The sequence below is a fragment of the Ferrimonas aestuarii genome (assembly GCF_005116665.1).
Lineage (GTDB): Bacteria > Pseudomonadota > Gammaproteobacteria > Enterobacterales > Shewanellaceae > Ferrimonas > Ferrimonas aestuarii.
This window is the reverse complement of the sequence record NZ_SWCJ01000004.1, coordinates 23,294-50,199: the sequence shown is the minus strand read 5'-3', so window position 1 is coordinate 50,199 and position 26,906 is coordinate 23,294. Positions and strand designations below refer to the sequence as shown.

Below are 26,906 nucleotides of genomic sequence, written 5' to 3'. Positions count from 1 at the left end.
ACATGTATCTGTACCACTTTGGTTTGCGGGAGTTGCCATTTTCGCTGACTCCCAATACCCAGTTTTTCCTGCAGCTGGCGCCTCATGTTGAGGCGCTTCAGGTTTTGCATACCGCGTTGGCGGCCGGAGAAGGGTTTATCAAAGTGTGTGGCGAAGTGGGCACTGGCAAAACCTTATTGTGCCGCAAGTTGCTCAATGAACTTGGTAGCAACTATCAGGTGGCGTATCTGCCCAACCCTTGCCTTAAAGCCGATGAGCTCAGACGCAGCGTTGCCAGTGAGCTAGGAATTAAGCCCCGCGACGGGGTCAGTCTGACGGAGCTCATTAGCCAAAAATTGCTGGAGCTGGCGCAGCAAGGTAAACAGGTGGTACTGATTTTGGATGAGGCCCAGGCCTTGCCTGATGAAAGCTTGGAAGCCCTAAGGCTGTTTACCAATCTGGAAACGGAACGCTCCAAGTTGATGCAGGTGGTGTTGTTTGGCCAGCCAGAGCTGGATCGCCGTTTGGCACAGGCACAGTTTCGCCAGTTACGTCAGCGCATCACCTTCAGTTATCAGCTGCGAAAACTGACCCTAGAGGAGAGCTGCTGCTACATTGAGCACCGGCTGCAAGTGGCCGGATATCAAGGCAATGGTCTGTTTAGTTGGCAGCAATTTGCTTGGTTGCATAAGGCCAGTGGCGGCGTGCCGCGGATACTCAATGTGCTGTGCCATAAGACGTTGATGTTGGCCTATGGTGCGGGGCAAACCGGGGCCATCGCCAATGAGATGGTCAAGGCAGCGGTAGCGGATACCGAATCGGCCTTGGCGTTGCCGTCATGGTGGCGAGAAAATTTGCTGTTGCTGGCATCGTTAACTCTGTTGGCACTGACCGGCTTGGGCTGGTGGCTGAGCTTTTACATGGAGGCCGGTCAATGAGCGTGATCAACAAGATGCTTCAGGATCTGGATCAGCAGCAGAAGGATCGCATTGTGCAGCCTCATCTGACCCGAATGGCCACGGTGGCTCCCAGTGTGAAACACCGCCCGTGGATGAGCGCATTGCTGTTATTGAGTATTACTTTGTTTGTGGGCAGTGCGGTGGTTCTGTGGCAAAAATTGACGCCATCGCTGCCTCAACCGGTTGCAACATCTGCTGACGTTAAGCCATCCATTGAAACGGCGGTTGAGCCTGTGTTCATTGAGCCGCCTGGCTCTGAACTTGAGCCTGAACTTGAGCCTGAACTTGAGCCTGAACTTGAGCCTGAACTTGAGCCTGAACTTGAGCCTGAACTTGAGCCTGAGCCTGAGCCTGGGAACCAAGTTGAAGCTGTTTCCGAGGCGGTGACGACCCCTGTTGCTGCTACTGAGGTGACGGCGATTCAGCCAAGTGCAGATGCTGAGGCTAAGCCCTCTACTACGGCGATCACAAAGCCCTCACAGGCGTTGCTGCAGCCTAAGCCTGAGCAAGTGGCAAGTGCACTAGAGCCGAATTTGTCGGTCGTAACACCCAACACCGCCGATGTGCCGGCGAAGGGAGAACCAGAGCTTCAGCCCAATAGAGAGCCGGAGATTCCAGTCAAACCCGAGCCGGTCATGACGGTAACGCCAGTGCCACTGACTCCTCAGGAGCAGGCACAGCAGTTGATGGCAGAAGCTCAGGTGCAGCCAGACTCTCAGCTGAGTGTTGAGCTGTTGCAGCGAGCGTTGGCGTTAACCCCTGACTACCATCAGGCGCGCTTGCAACTGATTGCTACTTGGAGCGGCTTGGATCCTCAACTGGCATTGATGGAGGCCGCACAAGGATTTTCTCAGTTCCCTGCTCAAGGCCAATATGCGCTGATGGCAGCGGAGCTGTCTCAGACGCTTGGCCAACCAGAGCAAGCTAAGCTGTGGCTGGCTAAAACCGCCAGTTTACCGTTGACGCTGGAACATCGCGTTCGCCGCGCCGCCCTTGCACAGCAGTTGCAGCAATTTGAGCTGGCGTCGACGGATTACCGAGTGCTGACGGAACAACAGCCAACCCAGAGCCGCTGGTGGCTTGGGCTGGCGTATAACCTAGATCAGTTGGGGCAATACCCGGCTGCCATTGAACACTATCGCCGTGCCATCGAGCTGGGCTCTCTTTCCGGAGCGGCTCGAGAATTTGTTTTAGCGCGTTTGCAGCAACTTCGAGGTTCTTAATGAAACATCAACTTAAGCAACGACTAGGTGATCTGTTGGTGGGTCAACAGATCATCACTGAAGATCAGCTGATGCAAGCCCTGCAGGCGCAGCGCAAAGGTGGCCGTAAGCTGGGCCGAACCTTAATTGATATGGGCTTTATCTCGGAATCGCAGCTGCTGTCGTTCCTGTCGAAGCAGCTAGAGTTGCCTTTCGTTGATATTAGCGAACGCCGTCTTGACCCCAACGTCATCAAGCTGCTGCCTGAAATACAGGCGCGCCGCTTCCGAGCTCTGGTTATCGATGGCGACGATCGCCAAGTGACGGTGGCCATGAGCGATCCAGCGGATCTCAGCGCTTATGACTCCCTAGTCAGTTTGTTGTCACCCCGTAAGGTTGAGTTGGCGCTGATTGTTGAAAGCCAACTGTTTGAAGGCATCGACAACCTATACCGTCAAACGGATCGCATTGCCTCCATTGCTGGGGAGCTGCAACAGGAGCAGGCGCAGGAGCAGGCCTTTGATCTGGCCTCCATTACCGCTCAGGACGCCGACAACGAAGCCACGGTAGTGAGGCTGCTGAATTCCATCTTTGAGGATGCCATCCGCATTCGTGCTTCGGACATTCACATCGAACCTGGAGACAAAGAGCTGCGCATTCGTCAGCGCGTTGATGGTGAGCTTCAGGAAACCGTATTGACGGAATATGGCGTTGCCAACGCCTTGGTGCTGCGCATCAAACTGATGGCAAATCTAGATATCTCTGAGAAGCGCATTCCCCAAGATGGCCGTTTCCATTTTGAGGTGGCCAACCACCAACTGGATGTGCGGGTGTCAACCATGCCAGTGCAGTTTGGTGAGTCGGTGGTGATGCGATTGTTGGATCAGTCTGCTGGGCTACTTCAGTTAGAGCAGACAGGGATGCCAGAGAGCATCATTCGGCGGGTTCGCCATCAGATTGGCCGTCCCCACGGCATGATTCTGGTGACTGGACCAACGGGCTCCGGTAAAACCACCACCCTGTACGCGGTATTGAATGAACTGAATAAAGCCAATACCAAGATCATTACCGTAGAGGATCCGGTGGAATACCGGCTTAAGCGGGTCAACCAGGTGCAGGTGAACACCAAAATTGGCTTGGGGTTCTCTGACGTTTTGCGTACCACCTTGCGTCAGGATCCTGACATCATCATGGTAGGTGAGATGCGGGATCAGGAGACCGCTGAGATCGGCCTTCGGGGCGCGATTACCGGTCACTTAGTGCTGTCGACTTTGCACACCAACGATGCCATCACCTCCACTCTGCGTCTGATCGACATGGGAGCGGCGCCCTATTTGGTGGCCAGTGCACTGCGAGCCATCATTGCACAGCGATTGGTGCGCCGAATCTGTGATCGCTGCGCCGAGCCTTACGTGCCAAATGCCGGCGACTTGGCTTGGCTAAAACACATCCAGCCGGATGTGGACCATCTGCAACAAGGGTATCGAAAAGGCCGAGGCTGCCAACACTGCAACCATACGGGCTACCGAGGTCGTATCGGGGTGTTCGAGATGTTGGAGCTGGACGAGCATATGGTGGAAGCACTGCGTACCGGTAACCCAGAGGCTTTTGCCAAAGCGGTGAAAGAGAGTGGCCAGTTCCGTCCCTTGGTGGTGAGCGCCTTGGAGTATGCTGCAAATGGCGTGACCAGCATCGCCGATGCCATGCGTTTGGCCGAAGACGTCAGCGAGATTGCCGCGCCTTTGAGTCAGCAGCTCATCGACTCAGATTTGCCAAGGAGCTAGTAAATGCCGCTATTTCATTATCGAGGCAGAGAGGCCAGCGGCGCTCAAGTTGAGGGGCAGATTGATGCCGCTAATGAAGCGGCAGTGGCCGATCAACTGATGCGTAAAACCATCGTGCCGGTGTTGATTGAGCCGGTGCGAGCCAAGGCGATCGATTGGCAGGCGCTTTTGAGGCCGCGGGTGAAGATGGCGGACCTGCAGATGTTTACCAGGCAGATGCTGTCTCTGACTCGATCCGGTATTCCTCTGCTGCGAGCCATCTCCGGCTTGTCGGACAGCACCCATAGCAAAACCTTATCAAGGGCTCTGAAAGAGGTGGTGACTCAGCTTACCGCGGGCCATTCATTGTCATCGGCATTGAATCAACACCCCCATATCTTCAGTGAACTCTATGTAGCCATGGTACACGTAGGGGAGAACACAGGTCAGCTGGATCAAGCCTTTGAGCGCTTGGCGATCCACTTAGAGACCGAGCAAGACACTCGAAGACGGATTAAATCGGCATTGCGGTACCCGATCTTTGTGGTGCTGTTTATCGTGCTGGCAATGGTGATCCTAAACATCATGGTGATTCCAAAATTCGCCCAGATGTTTGCCAAGTTTAATGCGGAATTGCCACTGCCTACGCGAATTTTGCTCGAGACCTCCCAGTTCTTTGTTCACTATTGGCCGATGCTGCTGTTTGGTTTCTTAAGCGCGGTGATTGGTTTCAAGCTGTATCTGAACTCAGACAACGGGCGGCTGCAATTTGACCGGTTCAAGCTCAAGATGCCCATCGCGGGAACCATCTTAGAACGAGCGTCGCTGTCTCGCTTCTCTCGCAGTTTGGCGATGATGCTTCGGGGCGGCGTGCCGGTAAACCAATCTCTGTCACTGGTTGCCGATGCGGTGGACAACCGCTTTATGCACGACAGGATTGTTGAGATGCGTCGCGGCATTGAGGGCGGGGAGACGATTACTCGTACCGCCATCAACTCAAACCTGTTTACACCTCTGGTGTTGCAGATGCTGTCGGTGGGGGAGGAGACCGGTCGTATCGACGAGCTGTTGGACGATGCCGCCGAGTATTATGAGCGGGAAGTGGATTACGATCTGAAAACTCTCACCGCGCGAATCGAACCGATTTTGCTGACGGTGGTGGCTGCCATGGTGGCGGTGTTAGCACTGGGTATCTACCTGCCGATGTGGGACATGTTCAACGCTTATAAGGGGTAGCGTGATGACAGCGCAACCCGAAGTTCAGTTTCGCCCTTGGCTAAGCCGCTTAGTCGCGGTGGTGGTGATACTGCTGGTCATTTTTGTCGTTTTGATAAATTTTTTACGCACGCAGCCGTATATTGAAGATCGTTTGCTTCGTGTCGCTCAGCAGCGTTTTTTAACCAGCGTCAACTTGGCGAAGGGGCAGTGGTTGATGGACGGTAGGCCTTCCCGGTTGCAATGGCAGGTGCCCGGCAGTGACCAAGCCGCGTGGTTGTCGATGAATGCCCACGGGTGGCCAATGGCTAAATCAGGTTGTAACCAACTGTATAGCCAACTGATGGGGGAGGCCCCTGAAACCTTAGATTTGGACGTGAGTGAACAACAGGTTAGCCGTGTTAGCGGCGCTAAGGTGTGTTTTTATTCGATACAGGCATGGCAATTGCAGTATCATAGCGCCACCGGCAGCGTCATATTATTGACAAGGTCAGATTAGTTGACGCTTTTGATGTGCTAGATTTGTATTTAATGTTATGCGTAGTACAGTGTAACTTACAGATATTATTTTATTTTTCAGCCTAAAGGGGTAGGGTCATCATGAAGAGACAAGCGGGTTTCTCATTAGTCGAATTGATTATTGTTGTGGTGGTTTTGGGCCTATTGGCTGCAACCGCACTGCCACGTTTTATTGATATCACCGATCAAGCGGAAGACGCTGCTGCGGAAGGTGTTGCAGGTGGTTTTGCTTCCGCCGTAGGTATCACCCGTGCGCAGTGGGAAGTGGAAGGTCGCCCAACCGACGGTAACGTTGTGCTTGATGGCCAGAGCGTCTCTGTTAACCAATTTGGTTATCCTTCAGGTACCGACAGCTTAGGTCCAAATGTGATGACCCAAACTGCTTGTTTAGCGGTATTCAATCAAATTCTGCAGAGCCCACCGCCTGCGGCTGAGCACGACGATACCAGCAATGGTAACGATCTCAATGACGATCGCTATGCTGTTGACGTCGCCAACAACCAAGGCGGCAGTGTAATTCAGCCTGATGGCACAAACCTGAATGGCATCGACCTGTGCGTATACTCTCAGGTGGCAACCTTGACGTTGAACGGCAACGGCGTTCATGGAACCCTGTTTACTGGTGGTCAAGGGGTAGGCAAAGGCTTTACCTACAACCCTGGAACTGGCCAGATCGCCAGCTTCTCTAACTAATTATTGGTTAGGGCTAGGTGCGCTAGCCCTTTCTCGTGCGTAGTCATTTTTAAGGTATAGATAGATGCAAAAACAGTCCGGTTTTACCCTGATTGAACTTGTTGTAGTGATCATTGTGCTGGGTATTCTGGCCGTAACTGCAGCGCCTAAATTTATTGATCTGCAAAACGATGCTCGTGCCGCAACTCTGGAAGGCGCTAAGGCGTCTTTGCAAGGTGCTAATAGCATGGTATTCGCCAAGTCTGCGATTGCCGGTTTAGAAGAGCAAACTGCGAGTGGTACCAAAACCATCAATCTGGATGGCACTGAAACTACCGTGCCTCTGTTCGGTTACATGAAAGCCGACGCGACAGAATTGGCCAAGGTATTGGATCTGGATACCGCAGACTGGACCATCGTTGACAACACCGACAGCAATACCGACTTGACTTACATCCATCCTGTTGGCGCCACTTTTGACGAAGACGTCACCGACGCCGATGGCGACAGCTGTCACCTAATCTACACACCAGCCACCTCATCAGACGCGCCTAAGTACGCCCTGGTTACCGGCGGCTGCTAATAGACTGGGCTCATTGAGCCCAGATAAAAATAACCATCGAATAGTGAGAATTAAGGGACCAAAGATGAAAAGACAATCTGGTTTTACCCTAATTGAGTTGGTCGTTGTGATCATTGTTTTGGGCATTCTGGCCGTGACCGCAGCCCCTAAGTTTATTGATCTGCAGAATGACGCTCGTGCTGCAACCTTGGAAGGCGTTAAGGCGTCAGTACAAAGCGCCAACAGCATGATCTACGCCAAAGCGGCGATTAATGGCGATGAAAGCAAGCAGTGCAGTGACAGTAATGTTACCTGTGATGACATCACCGTGGATGGCACTGATTTCCAAGCGGAGTATGGCTACCTGCTGGCGGCTAACTTAACTACCGCTCTGGATCTGGACACCACCGCAAACACCGGTGACTGGACCATTGATACCACCAACGGCCCGAAAAATGGCACTGCGGACGCGCTGATCTACCCTCAAAGCTTCAGCATCGAAGCGGCTTCGAATAAGGCCACTAAAGAGTGCTATGTGACTTACAAGGCCGCAACCAGTGCGACGGTTGGTCCTGTAGTAACTGTGGTCGATACTGACTGCTAAGGCCTTCGGTGAATGACAGCCAAAGAGGTTTCACCCTCGTAGAGCTTATTGTCACTTTGATTGTGGTCACCATCTTATCGGTGGTGGCCATCAGTCGTTTTGTCGGTCGCGATGCATTTAGCGGTACCGACGTTCAATTTTCTCTCCTTTCTGAACTCCATTACGCCCAGCAACTGGCACTAGCCGGCCAAAATCAGTGTTCACTGACCTTTTCCAGCGACGGCTTTTGGTTACCGGGAAACTGCGGCTCCCCTGAGCGACAAGCCAGTCAAACCCGATGCGATAGCGGCGCAACCATTTCTAATGGTCTGTGTAGCAACAACGTTGCAATTACCCTGTCTGGCAATCAAAGTTTCGCTTTGACCTTCGACAGCCTTGGGCGCGTGACTCAGTGCCGAGCCAGTGGTTGCCAGTTACAAGTTAGCGGTCTGGAAACCTTAAATCTCTGCATCGAAACCGAGGGCTTCATCCATGAATGCTAAGCGCGGTTTTACTTTGATGGAGATGGTGGTTGGCTTGATTATGTTGGCCATCGCTTTGGTGATGCTGGCTTCGGTTATCTTTCCCCAAGCACAGCGCAGCGCTCAAAACATCAGTCAGGCTCGAGCTGCCCAACTGTCTGAAATGGTAATGGCTGAGCTGATGGGACGAAGTTTTGATCGCAACACTCCCAACGGTGGCGGCGCAGTTTCCAGCTTGAACTGTACTAAGGTGTCGACGGGAACCGACCCAAAACAGTGGCAGTTTTTTGAAGATTTTAATGGCTTTAATGGGGATGCTAACGATTGGCTTGGGGCCAACTTCGATCGCTATCGCATCGCCATTCAGGTTGATTGCTATTCCAGTACCGTGGGCAGCGTTGCCTGGTCTCAGGGCAGCAAACGCGCTCTAGTCACCATTACTGCACCTGAGGGTTCCAGTTTCGAATTTGAACTGATGAGGGGGAACTACTGATGCGCAGCAATCGTGGTTTTACCCTGATGGAGATGGTGGTGGTTATCGCCATGATGGGCGCCTTGGCCATTGGGGTAACTCAGTTCATCAACTTTGCCATGAAGATCTATCTTGATGGTCAGCAATGGGGCCAAGCGGTCAGTCAGCATCGTTATGGTTTGCAGCGTCTTAGCCGTGAACTGCGTGATGCGGTTCCCGGCAGTGTGGCGATCGCCAATGGCTCGGCGGGCTACTGTTTGAGCTTTTCACCCATCGAGCAAAGTGGCCGCTTCATTGCCGCCCCCATGTTGAACAGCGCCAATCAGGTTTCCTTCTATCGCATGTCTTGTTGCGTCGGTAATGACTGTGACGACTGCTTTAGCAGCGGTAACGGTGCCGGAGTAGCGTTATTAAATGGTTATCAGTTACCGGACCCACTACCAACCGTGGCCAGCTCCCAATGCGATAGCAGCAACTTGTGTCAAATGACCCTGTCGGCAAATTTAGCCGATGGCGATTACTCTCCTGGGCAGCGATTTTACGCGGCGGGCAGTACCGTGGCGTATTGCCTCAATAGCAGCGGTCAACTGACTCGTAGCAGTCAGGGAAGTAGTAGCTTGATGGCCGATGGCTTTGCCAATGATCTTAGCCAGTGCAATCTGAATCAGCGTGATAATGCTCACTGTCCGTTTCTGGAGCAGCCACCGACCTTGAATCGAAACAGTGTACTGCAACTGCAGTTCTGGCTGTCCCAAGCCGATCAATCCCAGCGTTTTGTGCAGGAGGTTCAAATTGAAAACCTGCCGTAACCAGAGAGGCAGCACCCTGATGGTGGCACTGTTTGTGCTCATTGTGGTGCTGATGTTGGGTTTTGGGCTGATTCGGATGCTGAGTAATCAGAGCGAGCAGATTGTCCTTGAAGTGAACGGCAGCCGCGCTTGGGCCGCTGGCCAAAGTGGCTTGGAATGGGGGTTGGGGCGAGTGTTGAATCGAGATACCGTAGGAGACAGCGCCATTGATGCCTGTACGGCGGTGAACACTTCGGTATTAAGCGAAGGAGCGGGGTTACCTAATACAAACTCTGGGTTTCACCGCTGCCGAGTGACCATGAGCTGCCAGCATACCGAATATGACTTGGGGAATAGCCAGACCAATGGTTTCGTTATTGGCGCCGATGCGCAGTGCGGCCCAACTGGGATGGCAGTAAGTCGACAATTTGAAACCCAAGCATTTGATTAGGGAACACCAACAATGAAGCGCAACCGCATTATTGCCTGTTTACTTGTGGCCAGCTACTCAGCTGGAGCTGCGGCGCTGCCTTATTGTGAAGAGGTGTTCCCCAGTGTGTTGCAAAGTGCTCATAATGGCTCTCGTTTGACCCTGGACCGAGGATCCAGTGTTCGCTACGACAGCGACAATGTGTTTGAGTTTAAGCACCTCACCCAAAGCGGTAATAATCATTGTTTCGGCCAAAATTGTTCTGTCAGTGGCAAGCCCGCTAAGTCGTTAGACCTTCCCGATTTTCCCGGTCGTGATCAATTTCCCGACGATCCCGGGGCGTTTCCAAATATTAACGGCAGCTCGGATTACTCATGTAGCAGCGGTAACCACTCTCTTACATGGGATCTGTTGAGTTTTGGCAGCTACGATGAGATTAAGGTCAGTGGCAGTTGCTCTTTGACCATTGACTCCGTTTTTTGGAGTGATCTCGGCGTTGAAAAGCTCATTGTTGAGGGCTCTGGTCGACTCTATCTAAATGGGCAGCGCCTGTTTGTTGAAGATTTAGAAGTTAAGAACTCCGGGTACATCTCGGCCAACACTGCCTCTGAGTTATATGCTTATGACCTGTCATTGGAGGGGGCGGCGCGCATCGCCAGTGGTTGGTTAACCACGTTTGGCTACCAGTCAGTGAAAATTGATGGCAGCTCCAACCTAGAGGCTAACTTCCATGCCGTCTACCTTGATGAATTTAAAATGGAAGGTAATGCCAACGCCAATTTCAGCAGCGGTCAGCACACCATTAAGAAGATGGAGGTGTTTGGTGGCCAAGTGAATTTGAACCAGATCGGCTCACTGCATGTGGATGAGCTGAAAACTGAGAATGCCGCCAACCTATTCCATAATGGCGATGGTGCCCCCACCAAAGTTTATAAAAACATGCATTTGCATGGCAGCGGCAGCCACAGTTTACGGATGTTGCCGACCAACGCGGAAGAGTTCCATTTTGGTGAAAATCGTGAACAAAGGATTCGTTTTAACACTGGCGATTATCATCTTGAAAAGCTGAGATTCAGTGAACGCTATCAGCAGATCTCAATGGAGCCCCTAGGGGCCGGTAGTGTGCGCCTGTTTGTGGAAGACGATGTTGATCTTAGCCGCCAAGTCCGGATGAATCCAACGGCCCCGCCTCGGCAATGGATGCTGTTTTCCAAGAAAGAGATAACTACTCGAGAATGGTCCACCATTCGAGGTGTAGTGTATGCCGAGGGGGATGTGGATTTTCGCTCCTATAGCGGCTACACCGCCCTAACTGGGATTGCCAGTGGTAAAAACATCCATTTGGATGATTACAACTTGGTGGTGGGCAGCACCGATGTCAGAGATGCAGATTATTCAAATCTATGTCTGCCGGGTACTCCGCCAGATGGCTCTGACAACTACCTGAAGTTTGGGTCGGTGAACCTGAGTTCCAATTCCAGAGGCACGCTCACCGGCACCATTAACTATTCAGATTATCAGGGTGATGAGCCGCCTTTGGTGTTTTTGATGACGCCCATTGAGTCAAATCAGGTGGAGAAAGAGCTACCCGCACAGATGCGCGTCACCTCTGCGTCTACTAGCCAAGCCGATGTGGAGTTGTGGGTTGCGCCTAACTATTACGGCGGCAGTGGTGTCAATCGTACTTCGGTTTCCAAGGTAGATTACATCGTGGTTGGCGGCGGCGATTACCAGCTAAAAGACGAATTTGGCAACACCCAGGTTAGGCTATCGGCGGGCACCGTTAAGACCTGTGACTACAAGGGCAAGTACAGTGATGGCAACGGTAACTGCGATGAGTCATCGGTGTGGCAAAACTTGCCCAGTGGCTGGTCGTCAGGTACCGCGGTGTTGGCACAACTGCAAACCTTTAATAACGGTGGTGAGTTTTATTCCGCTCGGGTTGAGTCGGTCAGCAGTGCTGGCTTCTACATTGGCCTAGAGGGCAGTGAGGCTTACAACCAACGCGGCAATGGTAAGTTTAAGCGTGACGATACCATTGCCTATCTTGCGGTTGAGGGCAGTGGCACCGTTGAGATCAACGGTGAGATGCGACGAATTGAGTCCGGAAATGGCCTGCAAAGCTACAAGTTTTCGGGTAATAACTACAACAGCACTCGAAGTTTGGCCGAGCAATGCAGTGCTAGTAATCATTTCAATTTCCAGACGCCGTTTGCGTCGACACCGCTGTTCTATTCAACCAAACGAACTCGCTATGGCGGCGATGGTGGTTGGGCTCGTGCGTGCCACGTGTCCGATTCACAATTTAACGTGGTGGTGGACGAGGACCTTGCTGACGATAACGAACGTAAGCATTATGGCGAGTATTTCAGTTATTTAGCCGTAGGTACTGCGCCCACCGTTGAGCCGGTAACTATCCGCCTTGTGCACCCTGGCTCTGCCATTAACTGCGTGGGCGCCCAGGTTGAAGTGCAGATCTGCAGCGATTCCAGTTGCACCAGTTTCGATACACAAAGCAGTTACACCTTAGATCTTACGGCAACGCCGACCTCAGAGTGGCAGCACCTTACTACGGGCACCATTGGCAATAGCCAAACGGTTAAACATGGTGACAGGTTACAGCTGTGGCAAGCGACACCCTCCGTAGTTGAGATTGGTGTGGGTAATTATGATTTTGTTTGTGAGTCTGGCAGCGGCCAAAATGATTGTGAAATTGGCTTTAGTGACAGTGGCTTAGTGTTAACCCCGGTTGTGGGTGATCTGGAACAAGCGGATCTGCTTGCCTGCCATACCCAATACCAACTTCAGCTTGGGGTGGTGGAAACCAACAGCAGCGATCCGAAGCAGTGCCTTGTGATCACCCAAGGAACGGAGAATGTCAGTTTCAGCTTCCAATATCGTGTGCCTCAATCGCCTGAGGTGGCTGCGGATCTTGGCCTAGGAAGTTTGACCTTAAAAGCCGGTGAAGCTCAGGTAGCGGCGGTGACTTTTGACGCGCAAGGGGTGGCCGAGTTGCCACTGCGATACCAAGAGGCGGGTCGACTTAAGGTGTCGGCCAGTTTAACTCGCGGCGTCGGTGGCCAGCAGAAGACGTTCACTGGCGAAGTGGATCTGGACTGGGTTCCTGTTGGGTTCCATATTCAGGCGCAAAATCAGGCTTGTGACAGCAATTTCACTCAGTGTGGGGCGTTTAAAAAGGCGGGAGAGGCTTTTCCTGTCGAGGTGAGCGCTCGCTGCTGGGTTGGCGATAATGACCAAGACCTCTCTGATAATCCGATCACCCGTAATTTCCAGAAGTCCGATATTCGACTGGCACCAGAGCTCATTGCTCCGGATCCAGGAAGCAATTCTGGGGATGATGGCGGCACAGTGTCCATTACTGCTGGCGGCCAAGGAAGTGTTGATCGCACCTTAACTGAGGTGGGGGCATTTCGATTTAAACTGGCTGAATCGGTGGACTATCTTGGTGCTTCTCTATCGAATTTCAGCAGTCGTACCATCGGTCGCATTACACCTGCAACCCTAGAGGTGGTGGCGCAGCCGTTGTCGCTGCAGCCCTATTGTCAGGGCAGCAGTTACTTCGGGCAACCGGTGGCGTTCAGTACCCTACCTCAGTTCGAGGTGATGGCTCGAAATCTGAACAATCAGGTGACCAATAACTTTGACAGTGAGTTCTGGAATCTGCCCAACCCGATGACCGCGAGGGAGTATCAAACTGGCGTTACCGGAATCGAGGTGATTGAACCGGCGGGGCAAACGACTGAGGTGCTCGGGGCCAATGATGGCGACGGCAGTCGACGTTATCGACTCACGGAAAACTGGCTTCGATTTAAGCGCCCAGATACGCCTTTGGCTCCTGTGGATTATGCTCGCATTCCCAATAATGGCGCCGATGATGCCAGCTTTGGCATCACCATTGCGGCGGAGGATTTGAGTGTTGCTGGTGACAAAGTGTGTGTCGGTACCTGGGGCAGTTGTGAAGGCTTGAGTTTCGACAGCGCCAGCAGCGCGCCTTTCCTTGGCTATGTTACTGGGCCGCAGCTTCGTTATGGGCGCATGGTGCTCGACAGTGCCTTTGGTACTGAGCTGCAGCAGGTGCTGGTTCCAATGCGCATGGAGTATTTCAATGGCCAGCGTTTTGTGACCAATACCCTGGATAACGGCTTTAACGTCAATAATGCTCGCCTGAGCTTGGCGGGAAGTCTTGACCCGTTGCCACTCACCAATGTGAATGGCAGTTGGGAACAGGGAGAGTATGACGGCATCACGGTGGTTGGCGATGGCCGCGTCACCCCAGAAGACTCACCAATTACGCTTAGCTATCAATTGGATCAGCTTGGTTTTGACGGCATCAATGGCTGTCAGTTCCCAAATCAAGCAACGGAAGCCCCCACCTGGTTACAGTGGACGTGGCGAGGAAATACCATGACCAACCCCAGTGCCAATGTGACTTTGGGGCGTTTCCGTGGACACGATAAAGTGATCTATCGTCGTGAGGTTTTTGGTAGCAATTGATCCGGTTAAATGGCACTTTAGCGCTATCTTGGCGTCTAAGTGCCATAAAAAAGTAACTCGACAACATTTCGACACTGTGAAATAAGCCTCAACCCTAGTGTATTAGCGGGTTGTGGAATGGTCGGGGCGTTGGTAAAGTTACCTAATTTCCGCATTTCTTACCTTATGCATACAGGGCTGGTACATGTTTAAAAAGCTTCGTGGAGTATTTTCCAACGACCTATCTATCGATCTCGGTACCGCCAACACTTTGATTTACGTTAAAGATCAAGGGATTGTCTTGAATGAACCGTCTGTAGTTGCGATTCGTCAAGAGGGGCCTAGCGCCAAGAGCGTGGCCGCAGTTGGTAGTGCAGCTAAACAGATGCTGGGGCGTACCCCTGGCAACATCAAGGCGATTCGCCCTATGAAAGACGGCGTGATCGCCGACTTCATGGTGTGTGAGAAGATGCTACAGCACTTCATTAAATCTGTGCATGACAGCGGGATTTTCCGTCCAAGTCCTCGAGTACTTATCTGTGTTCCTTGTGGTTCCACACAGGTTGAGCGTCGCGCCATTCGTGAATCGGCGCTGGGTGCTGGTGCTCGCGAAGTGTATCTGATCGACGAACCTATGGCGGCGGCCATTGGTGCTGGCTTGCCAGTATCCGAAGCGACCGGCTCCATGGTGGTGGATATCGGTGGTGGTACCACCGAAGTGGCCATCATCTCCTTGAACGGTGTGGTTTACTCCGCTTCCGCTCGTGTGGGCGGTGACAAGTTTGATGATGCCATCATCAACTACGTTCGTCGCAACTATGGCAGTTTGATTGGTGAAGCCACCGCCGAGCGCATCAAGCACGAAATTGGTTCCGCTTATCCAGGTGAAGAGGTTCGTGAAATCGAAGTTCGCGGCCGTAACTTGGCTGAGGGTGTGCCGCGCAGCTTTACCCTGAACAGCAACGAAATTCTAGAAGCGCTGCAAGAGCCGCTGTCCGGTATTGTTAGCGCGGTGATGACCGCTCTGGAGCAGTCGCCACCAGAGCTGGCGTCGGATATCTCCGAGCGCGGTATGGTACTGACTGGTGGTGGCGCCATGTTGCGTGACCTGGACCACCTGCTTCAGGAGGAGACCGGCATTCCAGTGGTGATCGCGGAAGATCCACTGACCTGCGTGGCTCTGGGGGGCGGTAAAGCCCTAGAGATGATCGACATCCACGGTGGTGATCTGTTCGCTGACGAGTAAGCGTTCCGATGAAGCCCTTTTTTATACGAGGCGCCTCTCCACAATACCGTCTGTTTCTGGCGGTATTGCTGTCTCTGGTGTTGATACTCGCTAACGATCGACTCATGCCGCTGCGTTTGGCATTAGCGACCTTGGCGAGCCCATTACAGCACCTTGCGAATCTGCCTGCGCAGATGATGGACTCGATGGCGACCAACCTCTCCAGCCGCACCGACATCCTTGCGGAAAACCAACGACTGCATCATCGACAGCTGCTGATGAGTGAGCAGTTGTTGAAGATGGCCAACCTGCAGCAGGAAAATGCTCGCTTGCGGGCTTTGCTGCGTTCGGAAGTCAGAACCGAATCTCGCCGCATGGTGGCTGAGGTGATGTACGTTGACCGTGATCCGTTCAAAGATCAGGTGTTGATTGATAAGGGCCTCAATGAAGGCGTGTATATCGGTCAGCCCGTGTTGAACGAAGCTGGGGTGGTCGGTCAGGTGACCGACGTATCACCAACCACGGCGCGGGTGCTGCTGATCGCCGATTACACCCATGCTATTCCGGTTCGCGTAGCCCGTAATGATGTCCGAGCTGTGGCTCACGGCAAAGGTAAGCTGAATCAACTGGAGCTTTCCAATGTGGCCATGAGCACCGACATTCGTGAAGGCGACCTGCTGATCTCCTCTGGCTTGGGCCAACGTTTCCCCGAGGGCTATCCCGTGGCGAGGGTATCGAGCGTGGTACGCGATGAAGGGATGACTTGGGCCACCGTGACCGCTGAGCCAGTGGCGGATTTAGAGCGAATTCGTTACTTGCTGCTGCTGTGGCAACAAGAAGTTAATCAACAAGCTTTGGAGTCCGACAATGGATAGGGCTCATCGTTATAGCGTTATCTGGATCAGCCTGCTGGTGGCGCTGTTTTTGCAGATCATGCCACTGCCTCAAGCGGTATCCAGTTGGCGCCCAGATTGGGTGCTGCTGGCGCTGGCTTATTGGACCATGGCGTTACCAAACCGAGTCGGCGTGTTAACGGCCTTTCTGATGGGGTTGTTTCTAGATGTACTGCTAGGTGCCACCATGGGTGTGCGCTCGTTAGCCTTGTCAGTGGCTATCTATCTGGTGGCCATCCAGTATCAGAAATTGCGCCATTACTCTTGGGTTCAGCAGATGGGCATTATTGCCAGTTTAAGTTTGGCGATGCACCTGATGGTCTACGCCGTTGAAACCTTGAATACGGGTATCGAGCTGACCTTTGAATACCTGCGCCCCGTGATTTTAACCCCGCTGCTGTGGCCTTGGGTATTCTGGCTGCTGCGCCGAACTCGACGCCACTACAAGGTGAAATAAGATGGAAAAACTGGATTGCATTCTGGCTTCAACTTCACCCCGTCGCCGTGAACTGCTCGCGCATCTGGGCTACCGCTTTGACGCGGTGGCACCGCAAGTGGACGAAACGCCGCTGGCCGCAGAGTTGGCGGCAGATTACGTGTGTCGTTTGGCCATTGCCAAAGCCGAAGCTGGGCACGGGTTGACCGATGGCAAGCGGCCGGTGCTGGGCTCCGACACCATTGTGGTGTTAGACGGCCAGATTCTAGGTAAGCCGAAAGATGCCGAAGATGCCAAGGCAACCTTGGCCCGGTTGTCTGGCCGCAGCCACCAAGTGATGACTGCCATCGCGTGTGCACACGACAAGGGCACCTCCCATAAATTGGTGGTGACCGACGTGACCTTCTGTGACATGAGCCCAGCACAGATTCAGCAATACGTCGCCAGCCAAGAGCCGATGGATAAAGCCGGCAGTTACGGCATCCAAGGGCTGGGCGGCGCCTTTATCCGCCGCATCGATGGCAGCTACTCTGCCGTAGTTGGCCTGCCGCTCGTGGAGACCCGCGAGCTGCTTGAACCCCATATTTAGGAGGCCTGTGTGCATCCCTCATCCGTTGTTGGAACCGAACTATTAATTAATGTTACCCCTACTGAGAATCGCGTTGCGCTGCTAGAGCGTGGCCAGCTCCAGGAGGTGCACATCGAGCGTAATGGCAAGATGGGCATTGTGGGTAACATCTATCGGGGCAAGGTGACCCGAGTGTTACCAGGGATGCAGGCGGCTTTCGTGGACATCGGCCAGGAGAAAGCGGCGTTTTTGCACGCCTCTGACATCATTCCTCACACCGAGTGTGTGGCCGAAGGGGAAAAAGCTCAGTTTCAGGCTCAGGACATCGCCAGCTTGGTGCGTCCTGGTCAAGACATCATGGTGCAGGTGACCAAGGATCCCATTGGCACCAAAGGCGCTCGACTAACCACAGACATCACCTTGCCGTCACGCTATCTGGTGTTTATGCCAGGGGCTGCCCACGTTGGGGTATCCCAGCGGGTGGAGTCCGAGCAGGAGCGGGATCGTTTGAAAGCCATTGTTGGCCAGTTTGTGGACACCGACGGTGGCTTTATTATTCGTACTGCCGCCGAGGGCGCAACGGAAACCGAATTGGCCCACGATGCCGCGTTCTTGCGTCGAGTTTGGCGCAAAGTGACGGAACGTCGCCGCCGTCCCGGAGGCAAAGTGACTCCTTTGTATGAAGATTTGACCTTACCTCGACGCATTCTGCGAGACTTGGCGATCTTCAACATTGAGCGCGTTCAGGTTGATTCTCGCATGGCCATCAACGAACTTAAGGAGTTCGCTGAGGAGTTTGTTCCTGATGTGGCACCTGTGCTGGAGCACTATCATGGCCCATCTCCACTGTTTGACCAGTTTGACGTGGAAAGCGACATCCAGCGCTCCCTTGAGCGCAAGGTCGAGCTGAAAAATGGCGGTTACCTGATCATCGATCAAACCGAAGCCATGACCACCATCGACATCAACACCGGTGCGTTTGTGGGTCACCGGAATCTGGAAGAGACCATCTTCAATACCAATCTTGAAGCTTGCCGAGCCATCGCCCACCAACTGAGGCTGCGTAACCTTGGCGGCATCATCATTGTTGATTTCATCGACATGGCCTCGGAAGAGCACCGCAAGCGTGTGTTGGCGACCTTTGAGCAAGCGTTGGCACAAGACCGAGTCAAAACCAGCATCAGCGGCTTCTCGCGTTTGGGCCTCGTTGAGGTAACTCGCAAGCGTACCCGCGAAAGTTTGGAACATGTTCTGTGTGGCGAGTGTCCTAGTTGTAAGGGCACCGGTTACATGAAAACGGTGGAGACCGTTTGCTACGAAATGTATCGAGAGATCATTCGAGTTGACCGTCAATACGATGCGGATTCGTTCTCCGTGTACGTGTCGCCGTCAGTTTACGATGCGCTGATTGGCGATGAGGCCCATAGCTTAGCTGAGCTGGAGGTATTCATTGGCAAACGCGTACGACTGCAACCAGAACCACTGTACAAACAAGATAAGTTCGACGTGGTGATGATGTGACCTTAAAGGGCCACCTCTGGCGGATTGCTCGGGTCTGCTGGTATGCATTAGCAACCTGTATTGTTTTGCTGGCACTCCTTGTGAGTGCGGTGCGTACTCTGCTGCCCAAATTGGACAGCATCCGCGACGATCTTGTGGCTCAGATTCAGCAGCGCACTCAACTGGAGATGAGCTTTGCTGAATTGGGAGCCAGCTGGGAGCCCAAAGGCCCCCAGTTGGTCATTCGAGGGTTTAAGCTGCCTCCCCAGGGAGATCTGAATCTCACGGTGGACGTCGAAGAGGCGGTAGCACAGCTGGACTTTTGGCGTTCGGTTGTCGATCAATACCCGCGCTTTGAGGACGTCACCTTTAACGGTGTTGAGGTCCATGTTCTGGGACCATTGGGCGCTCAGAATAACAATGCTGACTCGAATCGAGGCGGCGGTCTCGAGGCATTTAAGAGTACCTTTCTACACGGCCTAAAGCAGCTTAAGCTGAATGAAGCCAGCATCTATTTTCATCAGCTTAATGAGCAGCCAGAGCCCGTGCATATCGCCAGTTTGCAGTGGGTCAACCAAGGGCGTCGTCATCTTGGGCAGGGGTTGTTGTATCTGGATCAGGCTCAAAAAGAGGATGAGCTACTGACGCTGTCGGTGGAGATGAGCTCCGATAACGACCATATTTTTGGCCGTACCTATGTTCATGCGGATCAACTGGATATCGGCGATTGGCTGGCTCGTCAATTCGGAGACGGCAGTCGCCAGTTCAAGGGCACCTTAGATCTGAAGGCTTGGAGCAGTTTCGATGACGCTGGGCTGCGAACGGTTCAGGTTGAGTTTGGCCACAGTGAGTTCAGTTGGCAGACGCCACAATCCCAGCGCATGACGTTGGAGAGCGGCAGTTTGTCTTGGTCACCTCGGGTAGATGGCGGCCAGTTGGTTAGCCATGACCTTAAGCTGTTTAGTAATGGTGAACCTTGGAGCGACACCCGTTTGGCGCTGCGTAAGCAGGGTAACGGCTTTAACCTGTGGTTGGAGCAGCTGTCTCTGGATAAGCTCAAACCACTATTGGGGCTGGTGCCAAGTCTGGACGATGACACCTTAGTTCAACTGCTGGAGGTGAACGGTCGTGGTCATCTGACCGACCTGAAACTTCAGCAAACTCAGCAGAACTGGCTTGCATCGGTTTCATTCAGTGATCTGGGCTGGGACATGAGTGGCGATCTGCCTGGTCTAACGGGGCTTAATGGGGAATTTCGTTGGCATCAAGATCATGGCCGATTGCACATTGACCGCAAACCACTGCGATTCTACTGGCCGTGGCAGTTTCGAGAGACCCTGCAACTGGAGCAATTTGGTGCCGACATTGATCTGCGCCTTGATGACGGCTTAGTGCTAACCAGTGACAACTTAACCCTAGCAGGCGACATCATCGATGCGGACCTGCAGTGGGCGCTAGGATTACCTTCTGAAGGGCCGGTTCGACTGCAGCTATATGGCGACGCCAGTTTGAAGCAGGCTGATAAGGCTGGGCTGCTGTTTCCAAGGCAGGCGATGGGCATCGGTTTGTCTAACTACCTAGAGCGCTCCCTTCAAGGGGGCCATGCCGACAATGTCCAGCTTTTGTGGCATGGGGACCTCAATCAGTATCCCTACCTAGCCAATGAAGGGGTGTTTCAGGCTGGCTTCACTTTAGAGCAAGGGCAGTTTCAGTTTTTGGAGTCTTGGCCAGCGGTCACGGATTTGTCCTTACGAGCCCTGTTTGAAAATCAGCGCATGGACTTGTGGCTGGATAGGGGCAACTTAGGCTCGGTGCCAGTCAGCAACGCCCAAGTGTTTATTCCTACCTTGAATCGCGATGCCACCTTGGGCGTGGTTGCTAAGCTGGGCGCTGATGCACAAGCGGCTACCGAGTTGATGCTGCAATCCTCTCTGAAAGATTCCGTTGGCTCTACCCTCGAGCAGGTGCAGATTACCGGCCCGGTGGATGTGGAGTTGGATCTGATGTTTCCTCTGGGAGAGGGCGTGGCGGACGAGTCGCCATCGGTTTTGGGGGCGGTTAATTTTAAAGACAACCCAGTATTTCTTAAGACCTTAGGGGTTGAGCTGACGGATCTTAACGGTTTGCTGACCTTCGACAGCGCTCGCATCGAGGCGCCCATGCTGTCGGCCACACTGTTTAATCAGTTTACGGATCTGTCGATCAATGGCGATCAACAGCCTGAAGGTTATCAGGTCGATCTGACTCTAGGTGGTCATTGGAGTACGGAGCATTTCACGCCAGAGCACAATTTCCCGTTGTTTGCCTATCTGGATGGGGCGGCGGACTGGCAGGGTTCAGTGAATCTGAATTTTGCGCCAGACAACCAATATCAGTTTGCTGCCAAGGTGAATACCGACCTTGTTGGCCTACATATTGACCTTCCCAAGCCGGTTGGCAAAACCGCTCAAGCGCGGCGACGTAGCCAACTGGAGATCAGCGGTGACCAAGATGGTGCTGAGCTTGTTGCAACCCAAGGGGGGCGCCTTGGATATCGTGCCGAGTTTGATTTCAGCCAAGGGGATTTTGATTGGACACGGTACCAATTGGCATTAGGGAAGCGGCCTAATTTGATTGGGGTTGATTCAGGCTCCATCGATTTGGCCATGTCGGAAGCGGTCTTAACCGATTGGCTTCCACTGATTACCCGTTTTATTGACAGCGGCTCTGAATCCAGTGGCAGTAGCGTGGTGCCGCCGTTGACTCAGGTTAAAGGCTCCCTATCTCGCTTGGATATTTACGATCTGTTGTTTGATCAAACTTTCCTAAACGGCTATCCCGTGGAGGGCGGTTGGCAGTTTGATGTGGAGTCAGACCAAGCCCAAGGGGCATTGACTATCCACAGTGATTGGGAAAACCAAGGCATAGGAATCCAGGCGGACTACCTTTCTCTGCAGTGGCTAGAGAAGGATAGTGGTGAACAGGAGCGCGCCGGTGCCCAGTTGATTGAGGCGATGCCGCCCCTGTCTGCGAAGGTGAAAAATTTCTTTATCCAAGAGTACGATCTTGGTGAGCTTAATCTGGCTCTGCAGCAAACACCCGAAGGCTATCGTTTACAAACCTTCGATCTGACCAAGGGCGTACACCAATTTAAGAGCTCTGGCTTGTGGTACCCCAAAGGTGAGGGGACTCAGTTTGATATGAAGGGGCAGTTTACCTCCGACGATTTCGGGGCGCTGGAGCAGGTGATAGATAGGCCCATCGGCTTAAAAGAGTCACCGCTGGAGACCCACTTCGACGTGAGTTGGCAAAACGCGCCTTGGGCCTATGAGAGCAAGAGCTTAAATGGTGAGCTGCAGTTCGAGTTTGGGAAGGGCCACCTGAGCGAGGTATCCGACAAAGGAGTTCGGTTACTGTCGATCTTCAGTTTTGACTCGTTGCTTCGAAAGTTGTCGCTGGACTTTACCGACGTGTTTGGCCAAGGTTTCTATTATCAAGAGTTTAGCGGGGATGTTCGCTTTAACGACGGCATCGCGACCACCGACAATACTCGCCTTGAAGGTGATGCTGGGGTGATGAAGATCAGCGGCTCCAGTAATTTGGTCTCAAGGCAGCTGGATTATGACATCAGTTTCTCCCCAGCGTTGACCGCCAGTGTGCCAGCGGTTGCGCTGCTCTCAGGGGCGTCGTTGACCGTTGGGGTTGGCGCGTTTGCGGTGTCGAAAATTCTAGAGCCGGTTATCGAGGTGATCACTCAGCTTAATTTCCGACTCACCGGCACCTTTGATGAGCCGATTCTTGAAGAGCTTGAACGGGATAAGAAAGAGATTCGTATTGAGGAGGAGGCCGCATCGGATGTGCAACCTCAGCCTGAGCAAAAACCGATTCCGGGTTCCGATACCTCATCGGTGAACGGCACCCCCTATGAGCCTGAGCTTCCCGAGCCATTGCCTGATTCTGTGCCGACAACCGGTGAGTCGGCCACAGAATCTCCAGCAATGGAGGTGTTGCCAGAGCCGTTGCCGGATACCCAAGGGCAGAGCGTCGGCCAATAGTGCTTTGGCGTCATTAGCCATTCGGCGCGGACGCCGTTCATTGGTTTCGATCATCAAAGATGCAGACAAGGAGTCACCCGTCATCATGAAGCTATATGCAGTGCAGTTGTGTTCCTCATCTTCGCTAGAGACCAACTTGGCGATGCTGCGGCAGGTCATGGCACCGTTGTCTGAGGTGTCTGGCCCCAAATTGGTGGTTCTGCCTGAGTGCGTCATGAGCTTCGATGGCGAACCTGACGCCATGGCGACTCTGAGTGAGCCTCTGGGTGAGGGCTCCATGCAACGGGCCTTGTCGCAGCTGGCACAGGAGCACCGCTGCACCTTGGTTGCTGGCACCATTCCCATTCATGCCCCCGATGGTCGTTTCTATGCTTCTTGTTTGGTGTTCGACGACACAGGGCGGCGCATTGGCCATTACAACAAGCTGCATCTGTTTGATGTGGATGTTGCCGATGGGGTGGGTCGATATCGTGAAAGTGACACGACCGCACCGGGTCAGCATGTGGAAGTCATTGATACGCCGCTTGGAAAATTGGGAATTGCCGTCTGTTATGACGTAAGATTTCCAGAGCTGTTTCGCGCAATGGTTGCCAATGGAGCGCAGATCATCGCGTTGCCATCGGCGTTTACCCAGGTGACCGGAGAGGCACACTGGCAACCGCTTTTGCAGGCAAGGGCGATAGAAAATCAGTGTTATCTGATTGCGGCGAATCAGGGCGGCACTCATGACCACGGCAGAATGACCTGGGGTCAGTCGATGATTGTAAGTCCATGGGGAGAGGTATTGGCCCAGGCACAGCAATCTCCTTCGATGGTCATGGCAAGCTTTGACGCAGATAAAATTCATCAGATTCGGCAACAGATGCCGACTCAACAGCATATTCGGATGCCGATTACGGCGGCTCAGTTAAAGAAGTGAACTTATGACATTAAAGACGGTAAGCAACAGCTTGTTGGCACCTCAAGGCTTAGAGCAGCATCATCTGCATGAAACGTTAGGCCGCATTCATCAGCATAAGCTGGATTATTCCGATATCTATCTTCAGTCCGCTCGTCATGAGTCATGGGTGTTGGAAGATGGCATTGTTAAAGAGGGCAGCTTCAACATCGAGCAGGGCGTTGGTATCCGCGCCATTGATGGCGAGAAAACCGGTTTTGCCTATGCGGATGAGATTACCTTAGACGCGTTGCTCCAATCCGCGGATGCTGCCCGAGGCATCGCTGCCAGTGGCGGAGAGGGCCGCGTGAAAGCCCTCTCGGCGGTATCGGCAACCGAGCGATATGGCGCTTTGGACCCCATCGGTAGCTGGGAACAACAGCAGAAGTTGTCGCTACTGCAGGAGATGGACGCTTACGCACGCTCTTTAGACTCGCGGGTTACTCAGGTGGTGGCCAGCTTATCGGCGGTGTATGAAGAGGTGCTGGTCGCCGCATCCGATGGCACCTTGGCCAGTGACATTCGCCCCTTGGTGCGCCTGAACTGTTCGGTGATCATGGTGGATGGCGATCGCCGCGAACGAGGCAGTGCTGGCATGGGCGGTCGTTACGATTATGCCCAGCTGGATGTCACCGATGACCAAGACCGTCGCAAAGCGCTGCAGTTATGTCAGCAGGCGGTCAAGATGGCGGAAGTGAACTTACGTGCGGTGGACGCCCCTGCGGGTGAGATGCCGGTGGTGCTTGGGGCTGGTTGGCCAGGGGTTCTGCTTCACGAAGCGGTAGGTCATGGACTTGAAGGGGACTTTAACCGTAAAGGCTCCAGTGCGTTTGCTGGCCGAATCGGCGAGAAGGTTGCTAGTGAATTGTGCACCGTGGTGGATGACGGCACCCTAAGTGGTCGTCGTGGTTCCATAACCATTGACGATGAGGGCACGCCAGCGCAGAACACCATGCTGATTGAAAATGGCATTTTGAAAGGGTACATGCAGGATAAGCTCAATGCGCGCCTGATGGGGATGGCCCCTACGGGCAATGGTCGTCGTGAGTCCTACGCCCACATGCCAATGCCTCGGATGACCAACACTTATATGTTGGGTGGTGAGCACTGCCCGGAGGAGATCATCGCGTCGGTGAAACAGGGGATCTACGCTCCCAACTTTGGCGGTGGTCAAGTGGACATCACGTCCGGCAAATTTGTGTTCTCCGCCAGTGAGGCTTATCTGATTGAAAACGGCAAACTGACGACGCCAGTCAAAGGAGCCACCTTGATTGGCAATGGTCCTGAGGCGATGCAAACCATCAGCATGGTGGGTAACGATCTCTCCCTTGACCAAGGTGTCGGCGTATGTGGTAAAGAGGGCCAGAGTGTACCGGTTGGGGTTGGCCAGCCGACGCTAAAACTGGATCGACTGACTGTGGGTGGCACTGAGTAAAATTCGATAGCTCGAACGTTTATTTAGTGATAAATTCCGCGCCCCAAAGCGAGCTTCGGCTCGCTTTGTTATTTTTTGCCAAATTGAACTGAGCACTTTTTATTCCCGTAGTGCTGAGGTAGTTTATTTAATTAGCTCGTTTTATTAATGAGATAGAGAAAAGGACAACAGGATGAATCAACGTAGCTTACTGGCCGCGTTTGTTGTGTCAGCCTCAATCACGGCACTGCCAACATCGGCCTCGGAACGGCCATCATTCACACCGTGGGAGTTAACGGTATACGGCGTGCAGATGCCGGAAACATCGGTACAGCCTGATGGTAAGTTAGAACAAGCCAACTATGGCTTCGACTTAAGCTTTACCATGCCGGTGCAGCAGGGGTGGGTGATGACCACCTCAATGGATTACTATTACACCAATTTCGATGGCCAAGGGTATAACTTAGCGGGCTATCGGGACTGGGATAACCAGCAAGACCTCGGCTTTGGCCTGAACTTTGTTAAGCCAAGTAAAGACAGTTGGACTTGGTTTGTTGGACCTCGTGTCCATTGGGCTTGGGCCAACACTGCCGATGCTAGTGATGGTTTTGGTTACGGTTTGCTGGCGGGAGCGAGCTATCCCGTTAAGAAAAACCTGGTGTTGGGTGGTGGCCTTGGCTACTTCAATGATCCCTATGCGGTATCGATGATTCCCGTATTGTTTATTCGCTGGGAGATCAATGACCGTTGGACGCTGGACAACCCATTTGAGCCGGGCTTTAGCGGCCGAGCTGGACTTGAGCTGAGCTATCAGCTGTCGCCGGAGTGGCAGTTCGGGTTTGGTAGTGCTTATCGTCAGCAACGATTTGCCATTGACGAAGGCACGGTCGAAATCAGCCAGCCAATTAGTTTCTTGCGAGCCAGTTTCATGCAGACAAATTGGCACCTATCGGCGTTCTTAGGTTACCGCGACGATGGTGACTTGGAATACCACGGCCAGCAGAACCGTAAGTTGGATGTGGATGCAGAGAGTGCATTAGGCTTGTCAGCCACCTTCACGTTCTAAATCAAAAAGGCGCCGTCAGGCGCCTTTTTTGCATTTGATTGAGCAGTCTACAGTTTGTCTTCCAAATGCTCTCGGATCAGCTTAAACAGCTCTCGACTGGCCTTAGGTAGCTTACTGGTCTTGGCTTCTTTGTTGGCTTGACGTACCAACTGGCGAACCCGCTGCCGCTCCGATTCCATCTCTGGGCACTCTGCAAACAGCGCTTGAATGGCGTCGTCTCCCTCAGCAATCAGGCGGTCACGCCATTGCTCCATTTTGTGGAAATGCTGGCTGGCTTGGTTATGTTTGTTGCGGATCTTATCCAGAGCTTCACGAATGGGCTCAACGTCGCGAAAACGCAGCAGCTTGCCGATAAATTGCAGCTGACGGCGATGGGCCTCGTTTTTGCCTTTGAGGCGCAGTGCCAGAGCAACGGCGAGCTCAAGTTCTTCGTCCATTGGGATTTTGGCCAGATCGCCTTTGCCTAAGGCCACGATCTCATTGCCGATCTTCTGTAGCTCTTCGGCTTCTCGCTTCAGCTCGGATTTGCTGATCCATTCCTGTTGTTCTTCATCGGATGGGCGTGATGCCGCCATAGTCTCTCTCCGCTATTGGTTAATCTGCCTATTCTACCAGCCCCCAGAGCTTGTCACTAGCAACTCCATCGCTCAACGGAGGCGGATAAGCCCCTATCGAAGCCTAGGTGGTCTTTGCTATCCTTTGAGGCAACACAG

23 protein-coding genes are annotated in these 26,906 nt (G+C 53.2%); 22 read left to right on the top strand and 1 reads right to left on the bottom strand.

The genetic code is table 11. The annotated features are described in order from the left end of the window. Positions 1 to 2: 2 nt before the first annotated feature. The 22 genes from FCL42_RS07190 (at position 3) to FCL42_RS07085 (ending at position 26,193) form a co-directional block, all read left to right on the top strand. Positions 3 to 917, top strand: coding sequence for an ExeA family protein (locus FCL42_RS07190; RefSeq protein ID WP_136862725.1), 915 nt, complete (start codon positions 3 to 5; stop codon positions 915 to 917). Continuing rightward, positions 914 to 2,161 (top strand): tetratricopeptide repeat protein, encoded by a 1,248-nt coding sequence (locus tag FCL42_RS07185; RefSeq protein ID WP_136862724.1) that lies wholly within the window; start codon positions 914 to 916, stop codon positions 2,159 to 2,161. Before FCL42_RS07190 ends, FCL42_RS07185 begins: the two co-directional genes overlap by 4 nt. Beyond that, entirely contained in the window at positions 2,161 to 3,924 is a 1,764-nt protein-coding gene (locus FCL42_RS07180; protein WP_136862723.1) for a GspE/PulE family protein, read from the top strand. The genes FCL42_RS07185 and FCL42_RS07180 overlap by 1 nt, the downstream gene beginning before the upstream one ends. A gap of 3 nt (positions 3,925 to 3,927) precedes the next feature. Beyond that, on the top strand, positions 3,928 to 5,139 hold the full coding sequence (locus FCL42_RS07175; RefSeq protein WP_136862722.1) for a type II secretion system F family protein: 1,212 nt from the start codon (positions 3,928 to 3,930) through the stop codon (positions 5,137 to 5,139). A gap of 4 nt (positions 5,140 to 5,143) precedes the next feature. Beyond that, the gene (locus tag FCL42_RS07170) at positions 5,144 to 5,617 is read left to right on the top strand and encodes a hypothetical protein (RefSeq protein ID WP_136862721.1); all 474 of its coding nucleotides are present in this window, start codon (positions 5,144 to 5,146) and stop codon (positions 5,615 to 5,617) included. Positions 5,618 to 5,718: 101 nt separating this feature from the next. Further along, positions 5,719 to 6,330, top strand: coding sequence for a prepilin-type N-terminal cleavage/methylation domain-containing protein (locus FCL42_RS07165; protein ID WP_136862720.1), 612 nt, complete (start codon positions 5,719 to 5,721; stop codon positions 6,328 to 6,330). A 64-nt stretch (positions 6,331 to 6,394) separates the two neighbouring features. Next, the gene (locus tag FCL42_RS07160; RefSeq protein WP_136862719.1) at positions 6,395 to 6,892 is read left to right on the top strand and encodes a type II secretion system protein; all 498 of its coding nucleotides are present in this window, start codon (positions 6,395 to 6,397) and stop codon (positions 6,890 to 6,892) included. A gap of 64 nt (positions 6,893 to 6,956) precedes the next feature. After that, complete coding sequence (locus FCL42_RS07155) at positions 6,957 to 7,475, top strand: type II secretion system protein (RefSeq protein ID WP_136862718.1); 519 nt, start codon at positions 6,957 to 6,959, stop codon at positions 7,473 to 7,475. Positions 7,476 to 7,483: 8 nt separating this feature from the next. Beyond that, positions 7,484 to 7,957 (top strand): pilus assembly FimT family protein, encoded by a 474-nt coding sequence (locus tag FCL42_RS07150; RefSeq protein WP_169308318.1) that lies wholly within the window; start codon positions 7,484 to 7,486, stop codon positions 7,955 to 7,957. Beyond that, positions 7,947 to 8,429: a PulJ/GspJ family protein gene (locus tag FCL42_RS07145; protein ID WP_136862716.1), complete on the top strand. Its 483-nt coding sequence runs from the start codon at positions 7,947 to 7,949 to the stop codon at positions 8,427 to 8,429. The genes FCL42_RS07150 and FCL42_RS07145 overlap by 11 nt, the downstream gene beginning before the upstream one ends. Next, positions 8,429 to 9,217 carry a PulJ/GspJ family protein gene (locus FCL42_RS07140; RefSeq protein ID WP_136862715.1) on the top strand — a complete coding sequence of 263 codons (789 nt, stop codon included), beginning with the start codon at positions 8,429 to 8,431 and terminating at the stop codon, positions 9,215 to 9,217. Before FCL42_RS07145 ends, FCL42_RS07140 begins: the two co-directional genes overlap by 1 nt. Beyond that, entirely contained in the window at positions 9,201 to 9,647 is a 447-nt protein-coding gene (locus tag FCL42_RS07135) for a pilus assembly PilX family protein (RefSeq protein ID WP_136862714.1), read from the top strand. The genes FCL42_RS07140 and FCL42_RS07135 overlap by 17 nt, the downstream gene beginning before the upstream one ends. Positions 9,648 to 9,659: 12 nt before the next feature. Next, the gene (locus tag FCL42_RS07130) at positions 9,660 to 14,141 is read left to right on the top strand and encodes a DUF6701 domain-containing protein (RefSeq protein WP_136862713.1); all 4,482 of its coding nucleotides are present in this window, start codon (positions 9,660 to 9,662) and stop codon (positions 14,139 to 14,141) included. Positions 14,142 to 14,325: 184 nt separating this feature from the next. After that, positions 14,326 to 15,366: a rod shape-determining protein gene (locus FCL42_RS07125; RefSeq protein ID WP_136862712.1), complete on the top strand. Its 1,041-nt coding sequence runs from the start codon at positions 14,326 to 14,328 to the stop codon at positions 15,364 to 15,366. 8 nt (positions 15,367 to 15,374) lie between these two features. Continuing rightward, positions 15,375 to 16,220 carry a rod shape-determining protein MreC gene (gene mreC / locus FCL42_RS07120; RefSeq protein ID WP_136862711.1) on the top strand — a complete coding sequence of 282 codons (846 nt, stop codon included), beginning with the start codon at positions 15,375 to 15,377 and terminating at the stop codon, positions 16,218 to 16,220. Then, a complete protein-coding gene (mreD, locus tag FCL42_RS07115; protein ID WP_136862710.1) occupies positions 16,213 to 16,695 on the top strand; it encodes a rod shape-determining protein MreD in 483 nt (160 codons plus the stop codon). Before mreC ends, mreD begins: the two co-directional genes overlap by 8 nt. 10 nt (positions 16,696 to 16,705) lie before the next feature. After that, positions 16,706 to 17,263, top strand: a complete 558-nt coding sequence (locus FCL42_RS07110) for a Maf family protein (protein WP_169308338.1) — start codon at positions 16,706 to 16,708, stop codon at positions 17,261 to 17,263. Positions 17,264 to 17,272: 9 nt separating this feature from the next. Next, positions 17,273 to 18,763 carry a ribonuclease G gene (rng, locus tag FCL42_RS07105; protein ID WP_136862708.1) on the top strand — a complete coding sequence of 497 codons (1,491 nt, stop codon included), beginning with the start codon at positions 17,273 to 17,275 and terminating at the stop codon, positions 18,761 to 18,763. Further along, positions 18,760 to 22,776, top strand: a complete 4,017-nt coding sequence (locus FCL42_RS07100) for a YhdP family protein (RefSeq protein ID WP_136862707.1) — start codon at positions 18,760 to 18,762, stop codon at positions 22,774 to 22,776. The genes rng and FCL42_RS07100 overlap by 4 nt, the downstream gene beginning before the upstream one ends. An 85-nt stretch (positions 22,777 to 22,861) precedes the next feature. After that, positions 22,862 to 23,695 (top strand): carbon-nitrogen hydrolase family protein, encoded by an 834-nt coding sequence (locus tag FCL42_RS07095; protein WP_136862706.1) that lies wholly within the window; start codon positions 22,862 to 22,864, stop codon positions 23,693 to 23,695. 4 nt (positions 23,696 to 23,699) lie between these two features. Then, a complete protein-coding gene (tldD, locus tag FCL42_RS07090; protein ID WP_136862705.1) occupies positions 23,700 to 25,148 on the top strand; it encodes a metalloprotease TldD in 1,449 nt (482 codons plus the stop codon). Positions 25,149 to 25,320: 172 nt separating this feature from the next. Further along, positions 25,321 to 26,193, top strand: a complete 873-nt coding sequence (locus FCL42_RS07085) for a DUF6268 family outer membrane beta-barrel protein (protein ID WP_136862704.1) — start codon at positions 25,321 to 25,323, stop codon at positions 26,191 to 26,193. A 47-nt stretch (positions 26,194 to 26,240) separates the two neighbouring features. On the opposite strand, the gene yjgA is transcribed toward FCL42_RS07085, so the two are convergent. Further along, a complete protein-coding gene (yjgA, locus tag FCL42_RS07080) occupies positions 26,241 to 26,768 on the bottom strand; it encodes a ribosome biogenesis factor YjgA (protein ID WP_136862703.1) in 528 nt (175 codons plus the stop codon). Positions 26,769 to 26,906: the final 138 nt, after the last annotated feature.